The sequence below is a fragment of the Jeongeupia sp. USM3 genome (assembly GCF_001808185.1).
GTDB lineage: Bacteria > Pseudomonadota > Gammaproteobacteria > Burkholderiales > Chitinibacteraceae > Jeongeupia.
Genome location: NZ_CP017668.1, coordinates 2,645,262 through 2,662,638, shown reverse-complemented (window position 1 = coordinate 2,662,638; position 17,377 = coordinate 2,645,262). Strand labels below are relative to the sequence as shown.

Genomic DNA, 17,377 nt, shown 5'->3' with positions numbered 1-17,377 from the left:
CTTTGGCAACCGCCGGTCAACCGGCGCTGCACAGGCCGCAGCGGCGGCACCGCCGGCCGGTTTCGCTGCTTAGACTGAGACCAGGCACGCGCTCCCTCCCCCATCAGCAGGCCCACACGTGCCCCGGTGCAATGCAAGGCCGGCACCGCCAAGTCAATATCGCTGCCTGACCGTCTGTCGCCTTGCAACAGGGTCGCAGCCGCGGCACAGCCGCACTGGGGGTCGAGATGCATTTACTGCTGATGCTGTGCCTGGCGCTTGCGGGCGCGGCCGATCCGGCCTGGACGGCCCACCATCGCGGCGACGGTCGCGACGCCGCACGCCAGTACCAGGCCGGCGCCGGAACCGGCGATGTTGCAGCGCAGGCGATGCTGCAGCTCAACGGCGAAGGGCTGGCCGGCGACGACACGGCCGTACTGCACTGGCTGCGCTTTGCCGCCGAATCCGGCTCGCCGCCGGCGCAGTGCATGCTCGGCCGGCTGTACGAGCAGGGGCATGGCGTGCCGCGCTCGCAGACCGAGGCGACACGCTGGTTCGAACTCGCCGCACGCCAGGGCCACACCGGTGCGCAGGTCGATCTGGCAACCCAGTATTTCCTCGGCCGCGGTGCGCCGCAGGACATGCGCCGCGCCGCGCGCTGGTACGAACGGGCGGCCGAAGGCGGCGACATCGGCGCGCAGTACATCGTCGCGACGCTGTACGAACGCGGCGACGGCGTCCCGCGCGATCTGGCGCAAGCCTGGCACTGGTACCGGGCCGCGGCGCTGCAGGGCGACCCGGCCGCGGCCATCCGCGCCCGCGACGTCGGCCAGCGCATCGTCAACCGGGCGCAGCATTAGAGCGGCTCGCCAAACCGGCGTTGTTGTGCCCGCTTGCCGTACTCCTTGGTTGCGACCACAAGGCGTCCCCGTGGGGCGTTTCGTATGCCTTGCCGGCACCGTTGCACTGCGCCCAGGAAATGCCGGGCATTGGCCGCACTTAGCCGTTCATCCAGCACTCGCGCTGCCGGTAGGCGCCGGGCGTCAGGCCGGTGATCGTCCGGAAGGTCCGGCTGAAATGGCTGGGGTTGTCGTAACCGACCCTGGCCATCACGTCGCCGACCGGGATCAGCGTGTCGCGCAGCAGTTGCGACGCCGCGCGCATGCGCAGCGTGACGACGTAGGCCCGCACGCTGTGACCGGTGTGCGCGCGGAAACCGTCGTTCAGCGTCGTGCGGTTGCAGCCGGCAAGGCGCGCCAGTGCGTCGACGGTGAACGATTCGGCATAGTGGTCGTGCACCCACTGCAGCGCCGTGGCGATGCGTGCATCGCCAGGCATCGGCAGCGCCGGGTCGCTCGCCTCCCACGCGGCACGCAGGCCGAACAGCAGGGCAATCCACGCCGCCCGGGTCCGGCACGGCCAGCGCGGGTCGTCCTGGTTCGAAAGCAGTGTGCGCATCTGCGCCAGCGTCGCCGCCGTCTGCGCTGCGAGTGCCGGCGACAGCGCAAGGCAGCGGCGCAGCGGCGACGCGCTGATGAAGGGATCGAGCACGTCGGCATCCTGCATCGCCGTGCCGACATAGCTGCCGGCGCGCAAGGCGGCCGGTTCGAGCGCGTCGTTGACGATGCCCGGGTGGAACACGACGCTGTCGCAGCGCAGGCCGCGCGCAGCGTCGAACGCCGGCCGCAGCGTCTCGTCGAGCAGCAACACCGCCGGCGCGGCGACAAGCTGGCTGGCTCCGCCGATGCTCACCGCCGCCGAGCCTGCCGCGACGAAGCAGAAGGCGAAGCGGTCGACATCGCCGGGTGGCGGCGGCGGGCCGTCGTGCATGGCCAGCGGCATGAAGCGCAGACCGACAAAGTGCCGGAAGCCGGCAGTCCAGAGCGGGGAATCATTCATGCCGACAGCATAAGCCGCCGGCCACCCCACGACGACCGCATCCGTCGGCGCTTTACCTGCAGCGCAACACGGGCAAAGCCGCACTGGATGCCGGACAACACCGACTCATCTCCCGACCCAAGCGTGCACCCGTCACCGCGACCACTTGAGCAAAGAAAAACCGCCGCCGGGCAAGCCGGGCAGCGGTTTTGTATTCAACGCAAAATCCGCGCAAGGCGGCGAGCGAGCCCAAGCAGGTCACGTTCGCCCGAAGCACAGAAACCGGAATGGACGTCGTGTCCATGAGGATTTCGAGCATCGGATGGGCGTGAGATGCGCAGGCGCAGCCGCAGATTCAGTACCAAATCCGCGCAGGTCGGCGAGCGAGCCCAAGCAGGTCACGTTCGCCCGAAGCACAGAAACCGGAATGGACGTCGTGTCCATGAGGATTTCGAGCATCGGACGGGCGTGAGATGCGCAGGCGCAGCCGCCGAATTGCGTGGATTTTTTAGCGGCCGATTGCGAGGCGCAAGGCCAGCGCAATGCCTTCGGCCGCCTGGGTGATTTCCTTCAGCGACGGGAAGCTCGGCGCGATGCGGATATGTGCGTCCTTCGGGTCCTTGCCGTACGGGAACGCGGCACCGGCCGGGGTCAGCGTGATGCCGGCGGCCTTGGCGAGTTCAACGGTCTGCCTGGCGAAGCCGTTCGGCGTCACCAGATCGATGAAGTAACCGCCCTTCGGGTAGGTCCAGCTCACGCCTTCGATGCCGCCGAGCACGGCTTCGAACTGCGCCAGCGCGGCGTCGAACTTCGGCGCGAGGATTTCGCGGTGCTTGACCATCAGCGCTTCCAGACCGGCACGGTCCTTGAGGAAACGCACGTGGCGCAGCTGGTTGACCTTGTCCGGACCGATGCTGCGGATGCCCGACTTCTTGGTCCACCAGGCGATGTTCTCAGGCGAGCTGGCCACGGCGGCCAGGCCGGCACCGGCGAAGGTGACCTTCGACGTCGACGCGAACACCCAGGCGCGGTTGGCGTTGCCGGCAGCGGCGCAGGCATCGATCACGTTGGCGTTGACGATGTTCTCTTCGGTGAGGTGGTGGAAGCGGTACGCGTCGTCCCACATCAGGATGAAGTCCGGCGCAGCGGTCTTCATCGCGGCCAGGCGGCGGACGGTTTCGTCCGAATACACCACGCCCCCCGGGTTGCTGTACTTCGGCACGTTCCACATGCCCTTGATGCTGGCGTCCGACGCGACAAGGCGCTCGACTTCGTCCATGTCCGGGCCATTTTCCGTCATCGGCACATTGATCATGCGGATGCCGAGCGCTTCGCAGATCGCGAAGTGACGGTCGTACCCCGGCACCGGGCAGATGAAGGCCGGGTTCTGGCCCGCCCACGGCGCATGGCCGGGCTGGCCGTAGACCACGCTGTAGATCAGCACATCGTGCATCAGCGACAGGCTGGCACTGCCGTCGACGACGATCTGGCCGGCCGGCACCTCGAGCAGGCTGGCGAACAGCGTGCGCGCTTCGGCGACGGTGCCGCCGTAGTTGCGGGTGTCGGTGCCGTCGGCGGTCTTGAAGCCGTCGAGCGCGTCGAGCAGCGGCAGCGACAGATCGAGCTGCTCCGGCGCCGGCTTGCCGCGCGACATGTCGAGTTTGAGACCGAGTTCCTTGAACGCCTGATACTTCGCCTGCACATCCGCCAGATTCATTGCTTGCCCCACGGGTTGAGATACCGGACAACCGTCGTCCGTGAAAAAACACGATTTTATGCCCATTTCCGGGGAACCGCACCCGCCGCCCGGCTCCCCGAGCGCCCTTTTCTCGCCGATTCGTTTGCGCTGCACTAAACTGTTGCGCCTTTTTCCCTTTTCCCCCACACGGAACCGCCATGGCGCTCAAGGCCACGATCTACAAAGCCGAACTCAATATCGCCGACATGGATCGCGGTTATTACGAAACCCATGCGCTCACCGTCGCCCAGCACCCGTCGGAAACGCCGGAGCGGCTGATGCTGCGTCTGGTTGCCTTTGCCCGCCACGCCAGCGAGACGCTGGCCTTCGGCAAGGGCATCAGCGACGACGAAGAGCCGGCGCTGTGGCAGAAGAACCTCGTCGACGAGATCGAGGTGATGATCGAGCTGGGCCAGCCCGACGAAAAACGCATCCGCCGCGCCGCACAGCGCGCCGGTGAGGCGTGGATCTACGCCTACGGCGGCCCGCGCTTTGCCGACACCTGGTGGGCGCCGATGGCCGGCGGCTTTGCGCGCTTCGACAATCTGCACGTGCTGGCGATCGACAACGACACGCTGGGCGCGCTCGGCGCCATGCTCGAGCGCTCGATGCGGCTGCAGGTGACGATCCAGGACGGCCAGCTCTGGCTCAACGACGAGAAGACCACGCTGCTCGTCGAGTTCGACACGCTCAAGTAGCCCGACGGCCGCTGCGCGCAAGCGCCTTCTGCCCGGCGGCGACTTCTTCACGCCGGAAGCTGAAGTGCATCCAGACGAGGCTGACGCAGACGGTGCCGTAGAGCAGCATGAAGCAGCTCGAACGCACGCCGGTCAGGTCGAGCGCGGCGCCGAAGAGGATGGGCAGCAGGAAGCCGCCCAGACCGCCGGCCAGACCGACGATGCCCGATACCGCGCCGATGTTGTCGCCGAAGTCGTCCGAAATGAACTTGAACACCGACGCCTTGCCGATCGCCGTGGCGATGCCGACGACGAACAGCAGCACCGTGAACAGCCACGGGTCGAGGCCGACATGGAAGGTGCGCGGGCCGTTGACGGTCTGGATGGTGAAGTCGGTCTGCGGGTAGCTGAGGATGAAGAACGCCACCCAGCACACCCACATCACCAGCCAGGTCGTCCTGTAGGCACCGTGGCGGTCCGAAATCCAGCCGCCGAGCGCACGCAGCACGCCGCCGGGCAGCGAGAAGCACGCCGCCAGCAGCGCGGCAAGGCGGATGTCGAAACCGTATTCGCCGATGTAGTACTTGGTCATCCACAGCGCCAGCGCCACGTAGCCGCCGAACACCACCGAGTAGTACTGGCAGTAGCGCCAGACCCGCGGGTCTTTCAGCAGCGCGAACTGGGCGCGGACGCTGGTCGCCGACGCGACCCGGTGCGCCGGATCGGACGCCGAGCCGAACCAGAACAGCACGGCGGTGACGAGCATCGCCACCGCGTAGACCTGCGGCACGATCATCCACGCACCGCCCGCAGCCACGATCAGCGCCGGCGCGACGAACTTGGTCAGCGCCGAGCCCGAATTGCCGGCCCCGAACACCCCCATCGCCAGCCCCTTGCGGTGCGGCGGAAACCAGCGCGCCACGTACGGCGTGCCGACCGAGAACGAGCCGCCGGCAATGCCGACAAAGAGCGCCAGCACCAGGAACTGCCAGTACTCGGTCGCGTAGCTCATCAGCCAGATCGGGATCACCGTGCTCAGCAGCAGTACGAACATGACGATGCGGCCGCCGAAACGGTCGGTCCAGATCCCCAGCGGCACGCGCACCAGCGAGCCGGTCAGCACCGGCATGGCCGCGAGCAGGCCGAACTGGGTTTCGCTGAGGCCGAGCTGCGCCTTGATCGGGATGCCGATGACGGCAAACATCATCCAGACCGCAAAACTGATGGTGAACGCGAAGGTACTGGACACCAGTACCGGGATGGCCTTGCCAGATGTTGTTGCCATGACCGTAGCTCCGACGGGCGATGACACCAGCCTATGCAGCCGCGATGGCCGCGGCCATTCACCGTCGGAGCTAGACGATGGGTGGCGAACGGACTAGTCCTTCCGGCAGTGGCCTGCGGAACCGTCCTGAAAGAACACCGCCAGCCACACCGTCGGCGTCCCGGTATGCGTCACCCGGTGGCGGCGGTGCGGCGCGATCAGCACGTGGTCGCCGACGCCGAGTTCGGTGTCGGCCGCTTCGTCCTCGAAGCGCAGCCGCGCGCTGCCCTGCAGCACGATCACCCATTCGGATTCGCTCTGGTCGTACCAGAAGCCGTCCGGCGACACCTGGCCGTGCGAGACGATGCGTTCGATCCGCACATGCTTGCCGCGCGCCAGCGTCTCGAACAGCTCGCCGGGCAGCCCGACGGGCAGGTTTTCAAACAGGTTGGCCATGCGCTTTCCTTCCCTTGTCATTCCGGAAACTGTTTCGGCAGACGAGCCAGCCAAGTGTCGAGCGCACGGCCAAAGGCCTGCCGGTCGCCCTGGTTCAGCGCCGAGTGCCCGCCGGTCTCGACGCCCGAGTCGCGCAGCCCCTGCATGAAATCGCGCATCGACAGCCGCTCGCGGATGTTCTCCGCCGTCATCCTCTCGCCGCGCGGATCGAGCACCTGCGCGCCGCGGGCGATCACGTCGGCGGCCAGCGGAATGTCGGCGGTGATGACGAGATCGCCGGCGACGACGCGCGCGACGATCTCGTTGTCGGCGACGTCAAAGCCCTTGGGCACCTGCAGCGCGGCGATCCATTTCGACGGCGGCACGCTCAAGAGCTGGTTGGCGACGAAGACGGTACGGATCTGCGCACGCTCGGCGGCGCGGCAGAGGATTTCGCGGATCACCTTGGGGCAGGCATCGGCGTCGACCCAGATTTGCATGTGGACTTCCTTGGTTCGGGTCGGTCATTTTACCCCGCCGACCGTCGCTATCCCGATGAAAAACAAGAAAAATTCCGGATTCACCGCCGTGAAATCTGCGAAAATGGCCGATTAGCCAGATTGCCGGTCATCATGAATTCCGTTCCAACGCCGATTTTCGATTACGCCCCGCAACGCCGCGCCAAGCCGGCGCCGTTCCTGCCGATGAGCCGGTCCGAGATGGACGCGCTCGGCTGGGACGAGTGCGACGTGATCCTGGTGACCGGCGACTGCTACATCGACCACCCGAGCTTCGGCATGGCGCTGGTCGGCCGGCTGCTCGAATCGCAGGGCTACAGGGTCGGCATCATCAGCCAGCCCGAGTGGGACAGTGCCGAACCGTACAAGGCATTGGGCAAGCCGAAGCTGTTCTTCGGCATCACCGCCGGCAATATGGATTCGATGATCAACCGCTACACCGCCGACAAGCGCCCGCGCTCGGACGACGCGTACACGCCCGACGCGGCCGCCGGCCGCCGGCCCGACCGCGCGGTGACGGTGTATTCGCAGCGCTGCCGCGAGGCGTTTCCGGGCGTGCAGATCATGGTCGGCAGCATCGAGGCCAGCCTGCGGCGGATCGCCCAGTACGACTACTGGAGCGACAAGGTGCGCCAGTCGGCGATCGTCTACGCCAAGGCCGACATCCTGCTGTTCGGCAACGCCGAGCGCGCGCTGGTCGAGGTGACCCACCGCGCCGCGGCCGGCGAAAAGCTCAGGGACATCCGCGACGTGCGCGGCACGGCCTTCATGACCAGCCACGGCTGGATGCCGGCGCGCGACTGGCTGGTACTCGACTCGTCCACCGTCGACACCCCGGGTCGCGTCGATCCGCACCCGGACCCGTACGCGATGGAGGAAGACAAACAGGGCGCGGCCTGTGAAACCGGCGGCGCCGCCGACGCGCCGAAACCGATCCGCCTCGTCAGCAAGGCCGAACGCATCGCCGCCAGGCAGGCAGAGCGGCAGAAAACCGTGGTGCGGATTCCGGCGTACGAAGCCGTCGCGCACGACCCGGTGCTGTACGCGCACGCCAGCCGCACGCTGCATCTGGAATCCAACCCCGGCAACGCCCGCGCGCTGGTGCAGGCGCACGGCGAGCGCGACGTCTGGCTCAACCCGCCGCCGGTGCCGCTGACCACGCCGGAGATGGACTACGTCTACGGCCTGCCGTACGCACGCAATCCGCACCCGAGCTACGGCAAGGCGCACATTCCGGCGTGGGAGATGATCCGCTTCTCGATCAACATCATGCGCGGCTGTTTCGGCGGCTGTACCTTCTGCTCGATCACCGAGCACGAGGGCCGCATCATCCAGAGCCGCTCGGAGCAGTCGATCCTGAGCGAGATCGAGGAAATCCGCGACAAGACCGACGGCTTCAAGGGCCACATCAGCGACCTCGGCGGCCCGACCGCGAACATGTACCGGCTGGCGTGCAAGGACGAAAAGATCGAGCACAGCTGCCGCCGTTTGAGCTGCGTCTACCCGGGCATCTGCGAGAACCTCAACACCGACCACTCGCACCTGATCCAGCTGTACCGCAAGGCACGGGCGATTCCGGGGGTGAAGAAGATCACCATCGGCTCGGGCCTGCGCTACGACATCGCGGTCGAGTCGCCCGAGTACATCAAGGAGCTGGTCACCCACCACGTCAGCGGCTACCTGAAGATCGCCCCCGAGCACACCGAGGACGCGCCGCTGTCCAAGATGATGAAGCCGGGCATCGGCGCGTTCGAGAACTTCAAGCGCCTGTTCGAGAAGTACAGCAAGGAAGCCGGCAAGCAGCAGTACCTGATCCCCTACTTCATCGCCGCCCACCCGGGCACCGCCGACGAGGACATGCTGAATCTGGCGCTGTGGCTGAAGAAGAACAACTTCAAGCCCGACCAGGTGCAAGCGTTCACGCCGACACCGATGGCACTGGCGACGACGATGTGGCACACCCGCCGCAATCCGCTGAAGAAGCTCGGCCGCAGCTCGGAAAAGGTCGACGTGATCCGCGACGGCTATCGCCGCAAGCTGCACAAGGCCTTCCTGCGTTTCCACGATCCGGACAACTGGCCGTTGCTGCGCGAAGCGCTGATCAATATGGGCCGCGCCGACCTGATCGGCAATGCACCGCACCACCTGATCCCGCGCGAGGCCGCCGGGGAAAAACGCAGCCACGCAGCACCAAGGGCGCAAGCACCGCACGGTGCGCAGCCGGCCTCGCAGGCCGTCAAGCCGCGCGTTCCGGCCGGCTCACGCAAGGTCGTGCTGCCGGGTCAGGGCAAGGGCAAGAAGACCCACGGCAAGGCGCGCAGCGGGCGCTGACGTGGCGCGCTGATCCTCCAACACGAACGCGAACCCACCCATTGAAAGCGCCATCGTCAGGCGGTCTGGTCTACTCGACCGAACACGGCAGCATGTGCCCGGCCTGCCGCCAGCCACTGGCGGCCTGCAGCTGCAAGGCCGCCGTGCCGACGGGCTTTGCCGACGGCGCATTGCGGGTATCGCGGGAAACGCGCAAAGGCAAAGGCGTCACGCTGGTCAAGGGCCTGACGCTGGATGCGGCCGCGCTCGCACTGCTGGCCAAACAGTTGCGGACCCGGTGCGGATCGGGCGGCACGGTCAAGGACGGCGTGATCGAAATCCAGGGCGATCACTGCGAGCCGGTGATGGACCTGCTCAGGCAGCTGGGCCACACGGTGAAGCGCGCCGGCGGCTGAGGTGCCGGCGGATCAGGCGGTCTGCGGCGCAGCCCGCCAGCGCGGGCCGAACACGTTGACCAGCAGCCCGAGCATCACCACCAGCCCGCCCGCCCACTGGACCGGTGTCAGCTGTTCGCCCAGCAACAGCCGCGCCGAAACCAGTCCGACCACCGGCACCAGCAAGGTCAGCGGCGCAATCTGCCGCACCGGATGGTGGGCCAGCAGACGGCCCCACAGCCCGTAGCCCAGGCAGGTGGCGACGTAGGCCAGATAGAGCACCGCCAGTACGCTGTCGACGCCGGGGCTGGCGAGGCTGGCCGTGATGCGCGGCGTGCCTTCCAGCCAGAACGACAGCGCCAGAAACGGCAAGGGCGGCACCAGCGCCCCCCAGACCACCAGGCCCAGCGGGTCGACCTTGCCGATGCCCTTGATCACCAGATTGCCGCCCGCCCAGCACAGCGCGGCGCACAGCGTCAGCCCGAAGCCGAGCGCGGAGACGCGTCCGGCACCGCCGCTCAGCCCGATCATCGCCAGCCCGGCCGCCGCCACGGCCAGCCCGGCCAGGCTGTACCAGTGCATGCGCTCGCCGAACAGCGCTGCGGCCAGCAGCACGGTGAAGAAGGCCTGGGCCTGCAGCACCAGCGAAGCCAGACCGGCCGGCATGCCGGCATCGATGGCGGAAAACAGGAAGACGAACTGGCCAAGGCTGATCGTCGCGCCATAGGCCAGCAGCCGCGTCCACGGCACTTGCGGGCGGGGCACGAACAGCACCGCGGGAAACGCGACCAGCATGAAACGCAAGGCGCCGAGCAGCATCGGCGGCACGCCGTGCAGGCTGACCTTGATGACGACGAAATTGACACCCCAGGCCACGATCACCAGCAGTGCGGCCAGCCAGTCTTTCAACGCCATGGCGACGCTCCGGAAAAGGAGCATCCAGTATGCGCCGTCCGCGATCCCGGCAAAGGCACAGTGGCCACGGCCGGCGCCCGTAACAGCGCCCTGATGACGGCCGACCGCCGGCACGGCACCGCGGTGATGCTGCTTGTATCTTGAAAGCAGCACCTCCGCTGGAGCAAGCCGATGAAGCCGTGGATCCTGCTGCTCGCGCTACCGCTGGCCAACGCCGACTCCACCCTCGGCGCGGCGACCATGCCGTTCGGACTCGCGCCCCTGCCTGGCTACGCGTCGACCTTTCCACCCTTCGTGCGCGCCGGCGTCGAGCTCGACGTACCGGTATCGGGCTGGATCCGCGACAAGCGCGGCGTACCCGAGCGCTGGGACGAATACACGGTGCCGGTGGTGGGCGACGGCTGGTACGCCGAATACCGCTATCGCGACGGCAGCGTCACCGCCGCCGCGGTCCGCAAGCATTACGAGTGCGCGCTGGCCGGCCGCGGCTTTACCCGGGTCGAGGTGCAGCAGTGCGACGAGCGCTGCCTGCGCGACACCGACGGCGTCGAGCTGCGCCGCATCGCCGGCAACGCGATGCGCAATGTCCGGCCGCGCCCCGAACCGGGCTATACGGTCGATTACACCGTCTACACCAGCCCGCGCAAGGGCGTCGTGCTGCTCGGCACCGGCCGTTCGGACACCGACCCGTCGCTCGTCGACGTGACACTGGCGATCGCCCAGGGGGCGATCCGCGACGTGAAGCCGATCGCACGCAAGCTCAAGGCCAGCCCGACCGCGCCGGGGCTGGGTCACGCCGACTGCCCGGCCGGCGACAGGGCCGGACCGGAAACCGTATGGCCGGTGCGCGAAACGCCGGTGCCGCTGAACCGCGCGCCGTTCGACCTCGACATCCTGCCCGGCAACCCGCCGTTCGAGCAGGGCAAGTACCTCGAGCACGTCCGCGTCGACGTGCCGGTCTCGACACCGTACTTCAAGCCCGGCGGCGGGCTGCGCGTCGACCACCGGGTGCCGGTGGCCGGCAACACGTGGTTCTACGGCTACACGCTCGACGACACTGCCCAGTGGGCCAACGACTATTACGGCGACATCCTGAAGCGCAACGGCTACAAGCTCGTCCACGCCTACCGCTGCGACGCCGGCTGCCAGCGCAACGACGGCCCGGGGCCACGGCGGCTGCGCGCCTACTTCGGGCTGATGCAGAGCAATCTGCACAGCGAGCTGCGGGTCAACCTGGTCGGCCCGCGCACCGAATACCGGATCTACTCGGACCGCAAGACCGGCGTCGTCATCGTCGGCACCGAACAGCGTGCCGGCCAGCCGCGCACCGACGTCGAGCTGTACATCGCCCACGGCATCGTGCTCGACACCGCAGCTTTTACTGCCAGGGCGGCCAGCACGGCCGTGGCGCACGAAGCCCGGCAGGCAGGCAGCGACGAGCCACGCTGACTGCCAGGCAGCACCGGCCAGTCAACCGGGCATGCGTCTGGCCAGCGGGCTCATGCGCTCAGTACACCGGAGGGTAAGCCGCCCAGTCGGGTAACAGCATCCGCCCGCTGGGCACGTAGAACAGGCTCTGGTAACCGTTACCGAAGTTGCTGGGTTTGGTTACGGTGAAACCCCATTCCCGCACGCTCAACCCCGACAGCAGTGCCCGGGCCGCACTGTCGCTCGGGTAGGCAAGGTAGCGCGGCTGATTGCCAACGGCGCGCAAATAGTACTCCAGCGCGCCGGTGTTTTTGTCGCTGGTGTCATTGTTCAGGCCCCCGACGGTGATGTACGCGGTATGGATCTGCCCCGGGTAGCGCTGCTTGAGCTCGCTGGCGGTATTGCGGGCAACCAGCGCCGGTGTAGCGTCAACACCGTGGAATGCAGCGGTAAAGATCACCGCCTTCTTGTCCTTGAATGGCCCCTCCAGGAACCAGGCAATGTTGGCCGCTGCCGCAACATCACGCGGCACGTAATCGACGTCGCCCGGCTTGTTCCACAGATAGCCGCTGGCGGCCACCCAGTTGCGTACCGTACGGCACCAGAATCCATCCGAATCAATCGCGTAGCGGACGTTATCGGCGCCAGTGCACAACTCCTGATCGAGCACCGCACTGACGCGGTTGAACGGACCGAGATCCTTCGGCGCCGGCGTCCGCTCGGGCAGCTCGGCGACTCGTTGTGCCAGCACCTTGAACTGTGGCCAATCGACGGACTGCAGCGTTGGCGATTTTTTGCCGGTCAGGTACGCCTCCAGCCGCGCGACGCCTTCACTGGTCGATGCGAGCCCGCCCATCATCATCTCCAGCCCGGCAAACCGCAGCGGCCGTGCCGTTGCCTGCGTCTGGTCGACGTAAGTGGTGATCTGGCGCCCCTCGGGCGTGCGCGAATCCATGTAGAAAATCCGGCCCGCCGACGACTGCGTGTACGACATACCGCGCTGCTCGTACATTTCCTTCATCCGGGCGATATCGAACATGCCGCTTTCCAGCAGCAGCACGTCGAAGTTCTTGTGCTGATGCAGATACTTGATCAGCCGCGTCGCCAGCGTCAGCGTGCTGGCTTCACCATGCGCGGGCTCGGTGACGAAGACGATGCGCGCGTCGCCCACCGCCTTGCCGAAGGCCTCCAGATCGGCCGATTCGGCACTACCGGGTTCGATCGTCGCTAGGGCGTTGCCGTTGGCGGGCAGCATGGCCTTGATCGCCTCGCCCTGTTCGCCGCCGCCAGTCGAACCGTCCTCACCGCCACCACCGCAGCCAGCCAAAGCAATGCTTGCAACAACAGGAAGTAAAAAACGCAGTTTCATATCAACTCCCGATTTTATTTTTGTCGAGAGCGAAATTTAATTGAAACAATAAAGAAAGCTGCAAATGGCTACAGCACTGTCTCTTTCCACACCAAGCCCATACGCGTGCTGCTCCGGCCACTCAATGCCGCGAAACGGGCCGCCCCAACAGCGCCGCCTGCTCGGGCCGGGCGAACCACTCGAGCAGGAAGTCGATCAGCACCCTCACCTTGGCCGGCTGCGGCAGGCGCTGCGGGTAGACCAGGTAGTACGGCATCTCCGGCAATTGATAGTCGGGTAGCAGCCGGAGCAAGCGGCCGCTGTCGACATCGGTGCCAACGAGGTAGCCGGGCAGCCGGGCGATGCCGCCGCCGGCGAGCACGAGGTTGCGCAGCAGGTTGTAGTCGTTGGCCTGCAGCACCGGTGCGATGTCGATCGCGTACAGCACTTGGCCACGGCTGAACACCCAGTGCGTCGCGTCACGGAAGAAATGGTTGGCGAGACAAGGCCAGTCGCCCAGTTCGGCCGGCGAGGCGGGCTGCGTGCCGTCGAACAGCGCAGGGCTGGCGACCAGCCAGTCGCGCACCAGACTCAGCGGCCGCGATACCAGCCGGTCCGGGCTGGCGATGTTCGAGCGGATCGCCAGATCGTAGCCGCCGGCCTCGAGGTCGCGCGGATCGCGGCTCAGGTCGAGTTCGACCCTGAGTTGCGGGTGGCGCGCCCGCAGCGCCAGCAGCGCCCGTGCCATGAACACACCGCCGAAACTCGTCGGCACCGTGATCCTTACCGTGCCGGCCACCTCGTCGCGCAGCTCGCGCACCGCCAGCGCGGCGGCGCCGACCCATTGCGGCCAGTCGCGGCAGTGTTCGAGATACACCCGGCCGGCCTCGGTCAGGTTGAGCCGCCGCGTGGTGCGGAACAGCAGCGGCGTGCCCAGCAGCGTTTCGAGCTGGCTCAGCTGCCGGCTCGCCAGCGCGGTCGAGATGCCGAGCGCCGCGGCCGCACGGGTGAAGCTGCCGTGCTCGACCACGGCAATGAAGGTGATCGCCCATTGCAGCTGCTGGTTGACCGGATGGCCTGCGTCGATTTCGTTCATGGATGCAATAGTGAATTGAGTTTTAGCCGGATTATCGCCGATGCTGGCTTGGATATGATGGATTCCGTCAACAATCCATCAACAAGGAGTCCTGCCATGAAAGTCCTCGTCATCGGTGCCAGCGGCACCATCGGCCGCGCGGTTGTATCCGAACTCGCCCCGCGCCACGACATTCTCACCGCCGGCCGCAACAGCGGCGACTTCCGCGTCGACGTCACCGACCTGGCCAGCGTCGAGCAACTGTTCCGCGATACCGGCAAGGTCGACGCCGTCGTCGCCGCGACCGGCAACCTGCACTTCGGCCCGCTGGCCGAATTCACGCCGGCGCAGTACGCGATCGGCCTGAACGACAAGCTGATGGGCCAGGTCAACCTGGTGCTCGCCGGCCAGCACGTGCTGAACGACGGCGGCAGCTTTACGCTGATCAGCGGCATCCTCAGCGACGACCCGATCGTCTACGGCAGCAGCGCCAGCATGGTCAATTCGGCAATCGAGGGCTTCGTCCGCGGTGCGGCGATCGAGCTGCCGCGCGGTCTGCGCATCAACGTCGTCAGCCCGAACGTGCTGGTCGAATCGCTGGCCGGCTACGGTCCCTACTTCCGCGGTTTCGAGGCGGTACCGGCCGCACGCGTTGCGCTGGCGTACAGCAAGAGCGTCGAAGGTGCGCAGACCGGGCAGGTTTACGCGGTGCACTGAGAACCTGCCCCATTCGGCGGCTGCGCCTTTCGCCGCCGTCCGATGCGCCGGAACCCCGCAAGCGGGCTGGCTTCGGGGCGCCTCATGGACGGCATGTCCATGCCGGTTTCTTCCGGTGGCGCGCCCTCGCTTCGGGCGGCAACGAGCTGCCGTGGCTCGCTCGCCGACCGGGACAGGTTCCGAGCCTCGCTGATCAAGTCATGGCGGGCAGGACCCGCCGCGGCAGCGTCGCCCACAGGCTGGCACCGACGATCAGCGCCGCGCCGCACCACGCAAGCGGTGTCAGCCGCTCGCCCAGCCAGGCCGCTGCGAACAGCGCGCCGAAGACCGGTTCGCTGCCCATCAGCAACGATACCCGCGTCGGGCTGCCGCGGCGGATCGCCCAGTTCTGCGCGAAGAACGCGAAGATCGTGCAGCCGAGCACCAGATACAGCGCCGCCGCCCAGAACGCCGGCGCGCGGGGCAGGGCCGGCAGGCCGGCATCGGACACCAGCAAGGCGACGGCAACGCTGCCGGCGCAGACGACACCGGCCTGGACCGCGGTCAGCGTCAGCATCGCCACCGGCCGGTCTTCGGTCAGTTTCTTGATCAGGCAGACGTTGACCGCCCGCAGCACCGCGGCGGCCAGCATCAGCGCGTCGCCGAGATTGAAGCGCAGGCTGGCATTGCCGGCGAGCATCGCCGCACCGGCGAGCGACACCAGCGCCGCGACGACCGCCTTGGCCTCGGGGCGGCGCTTCAGCATCGCCCACTCGGCAAACGGCGTGAACACCACGCACAGGCTGATCAGCAGCGCGGCGTTGGCGGCGCTGGTCAGCGCCACGCCGAACATCTCGCAGATGAAGATCGCCAGCAGCACCGCACCGAGCGGCAGGCCGGCGTTCAGCGCGCCGCGCCCGGCCGGGCGCGCCAGTTGCCGCAGCGACGGCAGCAGCAGCACGAAGGTCAGGCCGAAACGCACCGCCAGAAAACCGAGCACCGGATACCAGGCAAGCGCGCCCTTGGCCACGCCGTAGCTCGTGCCCCAGAGCAGCGCGACCAGCAGCAGCATGGCGTCGGCCAGCCAGGGACGGAGGATGAGTGCGTTCATGGGGTGTTCCGGCAGATGACAATGGCGACAGCTTATGCCTTGCATCCCGACGCGATAATCATCAAGAATTGCACAATACTTGTGCCTCAATGGAACAAATAAACACATGAAGCGAGAGCGTGCTGCAGCCGGCGACTACCTCGGCCTGCTCGACGACATGGCGGTGTTCGTCCGTGTCGTCGATGCCGGCAGCTTCTCGGCGGCGGCGCGCCAGCTCGGCAGCACGCCGTCGGCGGTGAGCCGGCAGATTGCCCGGCTCGAGGCCGCGCTCGGCACGCGGCTGCTCGAGCGCACCACGCGCAAGCTGCGGCTGAGCGAACCGGGCCGGGCCGTCCATGTACGGGCGCAGGACATGGTCGCCGCGGCCAGGGCGGTGATGGCGGTCTCGAACGAATTCATGGATGCGCCGCGCGGGCTGGTCCGCGTCAGCATGCCGGTGGCGCTGGGCCGGCAGGTCGTCCACCCGCTGATGGCGGATTTCCTCGCCCGCTACCCGGAGGTCGACGTCCAGCTGATCCTCAGCGATCGCGACGTCGATCCGTACGACGACGACGTCGACCTGATGTTGCGCATCACCGATACGCCACCGCCGGGGCTGGCGGCGCGCCCGCTGCTGCGCATCGAGCACGTGCTCGCAGCGGCACCGGCGTATCTGGCCGCGCACGGCCTGCCGTCGCATCCGCGCGACCTCGCCGGCCACAGCTGCCTTTATCTCGGCGAAACACCCGACGACGCGCGCTGGCAGTTCCGCCGTGACAAGGACGCCGCCAGCATCACCGTCCGTGGCCGCTACGTCGCCAACCACAGTGCGATCCGGCTCGAGGGCGCGCTGGCCGGTCTCGGCATCGCCTGCCTGCCGCACTTCACCGCACGCGCCGCGCTCGCCGACGGCCGGCTGGTGCAGGTGCTGCCGGACTGGGCCTTCCGCGCGCCGGCCTATCACGGCACCGCGTGGCTGCTGTATCCGCCGAAACGCCATCTCGCACCCAAGGTCCGCGTGCTGATCGACTACCTGGCCAGGCACATCGTGCCGGCATGAAAAAACCGGCCCGCGGGCCGGTTTGCGTCGGGCAGGCCAGATGCGTCACGCCGCGTTGGCCACGCGCCTTGCCTGCCGCGTGCTGGCAACCGCCGCATGCTCGCCCCCGGCCGGCACGGCTGCCCCGGCCTGTTTCTGCGCCAGCCAGTAGCCGTAGTCGACCTGGATGTTGTCCATCAGCTCGAACAGGCTGGTGAACTGGTTGCCGACGAGCTCGCCGAACTGCGCGTACAGGTTGTATTCCTGCTCGAAGAACTTGCTCATCGTATTGGCCCGGCGCAGTTCGCCGCTTTCGTGGTGGATCGCGGTCAGGCCTGACCACCATTGCTCGCCCTGCTTCTGCAAACGCTGCCACACCGCCTGCTGCAACGCCCAGGCCTCGAACCAGGTTTCCGGGTTGGCAAGCGCCGGCAGGGTGGCCGCCGCGGTAAGGCCGTTGTGCCATTGGCGATTGGCCGATTGCGCATAGAGCCGGCCGAGGCCGTGCAGGCGCTGCGTGGCCGGGCCCTGCAGCGCGGGCGGGATGGCTGCGGTGATCGATTCGTAGAAGGACATCGTCTTTTCTCCTGAC

Annotated in this window: 17 protein-coding genes; 7 read left to right on the top strand and 10 right to left on the bottom strand. The window is 67.4% G+C overall.

Annotated features, from left to right (window positions below):
* Window positions 1–227 precede the first annotated feature (227 nt).
* Window positions 228–839 carry a tetratricopeptide repeat protein gene (locus tag BJP62_RS12540; RefSeq protein ID WP_070530058.1) on the top strand — a complete coding sequence of 204 codons (612 nt, stop codon included), beginning with the start codon at window positions 228–230 and terminating at the stop codon, window positions 837–839.
* Window positions 840–978: 139 nt separating this feature from the next.
* Here BJP62_RS12540 and BJP62_RS12535 read toward each other — a convergent pair whose 3' ends face one another.
* Together BJP62_RS12535 and BJP62_RS12530 are read right to left on the bottom strand one after the other, a co-directional pair.
* On the bottom strand, window positions 979–1,878 hold the full coding sequence (locus BJP62_RS12535; protein WP_070530056.1) for a helix-turn-helix domain-containing protein: 900 nt from the start codon (window positions 1,876–1,878) through the stop codon (window positions 979–981).
* Window positions 1,879–2,365: 487 nt separating this feature from the next.
* Window positions 2,366–3,574 carry an aminotransferase class I/II-fold pyridoxal phosphate-dependent enzyme gene (locus BJP62_RS12530; protein ID WP_070530054.1) on the bottom strand — a complete coding sequence of 403 codons (1,209 nt, stop codon included), beginning with the start codon at window positions 3,572–3,574 and terminating at the stop codon, window positions 2,366–2,368.
* A gap of 179 nt (window positions 3,575–3,753) precedes the next feature.
* Between BJP62_RS12530 and BJP62_RS12525 the strand changes: the two genes are divergently transcribed.
* Entirely contained in the window at window positions 3,754–4,293 is a 540-nt protein-coding gene (locus BJP62_RS12525) for a YaeQ family protein (RefSeq protein WP_070530052.1), read from the top strand.
* On the opposite strand, the gene BJP62_RS12520 is transcribed toward BJP62_RS12525, so the two are convergent.
* From BJP62_RS12520 to BJP62_RS12510, 3 genes are all read right to left on the bottom strand, one after another.
* Window positions 4,286–5,557 (bottom strand): nitrate/nitrite transporter, encoded by a 1,272-nt coding sequence (locus BJP62_RS12520; RefSeq protein WP_070530051.1) that lies wholly within the window; start codon window positions 5,555–5,557, stop codon window positions 4,286–4,288. The two genes, BJP62_RS12525 and BJP62_RS12520, sit on opposite strands and share 8 nt — an antisense overlap.
* A 93-nt stretch (window positions 5,558–5,650) precedes the next feature.
* Complete coding sequence (locus BJP62_RS12515; RefSeq protein WP_070530049.1) at window positions 5,651–5,992, bottom strand: cupin domain-containing protein; 342 nt, start codon at window positions 5,990–5,992, stop codon at window positions 5,651–5,653.
* Window positions 5,993–6,009: 17 nt separating this feature from the next.
* On the bottom strand, window positions 6,010–6,471 hold the full coding sequence (locus BJP62_RS12510) for a YaiI/YqxD family protein (RefSeq protein ID WP_070530047.1): 462 nt from the start codon (window positions 6,469–6,471) through the stop codon (window positions 6,010–6,012).
* 132 nt (window positions 6,472–6,603) lie between these two features.
* Between BJP62_RS12510 and BJP62_RS12505 the strand changes: the two genes are divergently transcribed.
* Window positions 6,604–8,820: a YgiQ family radical SAM protein gene (locus BJP62_RS12505; RefSeq protein ID WP_070532706.1), complete on the top strand. Its 2,217-nt coding sequence runs from the start codon at window positions 6,604–6,606 to the stop codon at window positions 8,818–8,820.
* A gap of 92 nt (window positions 8,821–8,912) precedes the next feature.
* On the top strand, window positions 8,913–9,215 hold the full coding sequence (locus BJP62_RS12500; protein WP_205701027.1) for a stress response translation initiation inhibitor YciH: 303 nt from the start codon (window positions 8,913–8,915) through the stop codon (window positions 9,213–9,215).
* Between the two features lie 12 nt (window positions 9,216–9,227).
* Here the strand turns inward: BJP62_RS12500 and BJP62_RS12495 are convergent, their stop codons facing one another.
* The gene (locus BJP62_RS12495; protein WP_070530044.1) at window positions 9,228–10,109 is read right to left on the bottom strand and encodes an EamA family transporter; all 882 of its coding nucleotides are present in this window, start codon (window positions 10,107–10,109) and stop codon (window positions 9,228–9,230) included.
* 171 nt (window positions 10,110–10,280) lie between these two features.
* On the opposite strand from BJP62_RS12495, the gene BJP62_RS12490 reads away from it, so the two are divergent.
* Window positions 10,281–11,558: a hypothetical protein gene (locus BJP62_RS12490; protein WP_070530042.1), complete on the top strand. Its 1,278-nt coding sequence runs from the start codon at window positions 10,281–10,283 to the stop codon at window positions 11,556–11,558.
* A 58-nt stretch (window positions 11,559–11,616) separates the two neighbouring features.
* On the opposite strand, the gene BJP62_RS12485 is transcribed toward BJP62_RS12490, so the two are convergent.
* Both BJP62_RS12485 and BJP62_RS12480 read right to left on the bottom strand, forming a co-directional pair.
* On the bottom strand, window positions 11,617–12,906 hold the full coding sequence (locus BJP62_RS12485; RefSeq protein ID WP_145927199.1) for an erythromycin esterase family protein: 1,290 nt from the start codon (window positions 12,904–12,906) through the stop codon (window positions 11,617–11,619).
* Between the two features lie 121 nt (window positions 12,907–13,027).
* On the bottom strand, window positions 13,028–13,981 hold the full coding sequence (locus BJP62_RS12480) for a LysR family transcriptional regulator (protein WP_083300901.1): 954 nt from the start codon (window positions 13,979–13,981) through the stop codon (window positions 13,028–13,030).
* A 96-nt stretch (window positions 13,982–14,077) separates the two neighbouring features.
* On the opposite strand from BJP62_RS12480, the gene BJP62_RS12475 reads away from it, so the two are divergent.
* Window positions 14,078–14,677, top strand: coding sequence for a short chain dehydrogenase (locus BJP62_RS12475; RefSeq protein WP_070530039.1), 600 nt, complete (start codon window positions 14,078–14,080; stop codon window positions 14,675–14,677).
* 193 nt (window positions 14,678–14,870) lie between these two features.
* Here BJP62_RS12475 and BJP62_RS12470 read toward each other — a convergent pair whose 3' ends face one another.
* Complete coding sequence (locus BJP62_RS12470; protein WP_070530037.1) at window positions 14,871–15,767, bottom strand: DMT family transporter; 897 nt, start codon at window positions 15,765–15,767, stop codon at window positions 14,871–14,873.
* A gap of 106 nt (window positions 15,768–15,873) precedes the next feature.
* Between BJP62_RS12470 and BJP62_RS12465 the strand changes: the two genes are divergently transcribed.
* Window positions 15,874–16,806: a LysR family transcriptional regulator gene (locus BJP62_RS12465; protein WP_070530035.1), complete on the top strand. Its 933-nt coding sequence runs from the start codon at window positions 15,874–15,876 to the stop codon at window positions 16,804–16,806.
* A 45-nt stretch (window positions 16,807–16,851) separates the two neighbouring features.
* Here the strand turns inward: BJP62_RS12465 and BJP62_RS12460 are convergent, their stop codons facing one another.
* On the bottom strand, window positions 16,852–17,361 hold the full coding sequence (locus BJP62_RS12460) for a hypothetical protein (protein WP_070530033.1): 510 nt from the start codon (window positions 17,359–17,361) through the stop codon (window positions 16,852–16,854).
* Between the last annotated feature and the right edge of the window lie 16 nt (window positions 17,362–17,377).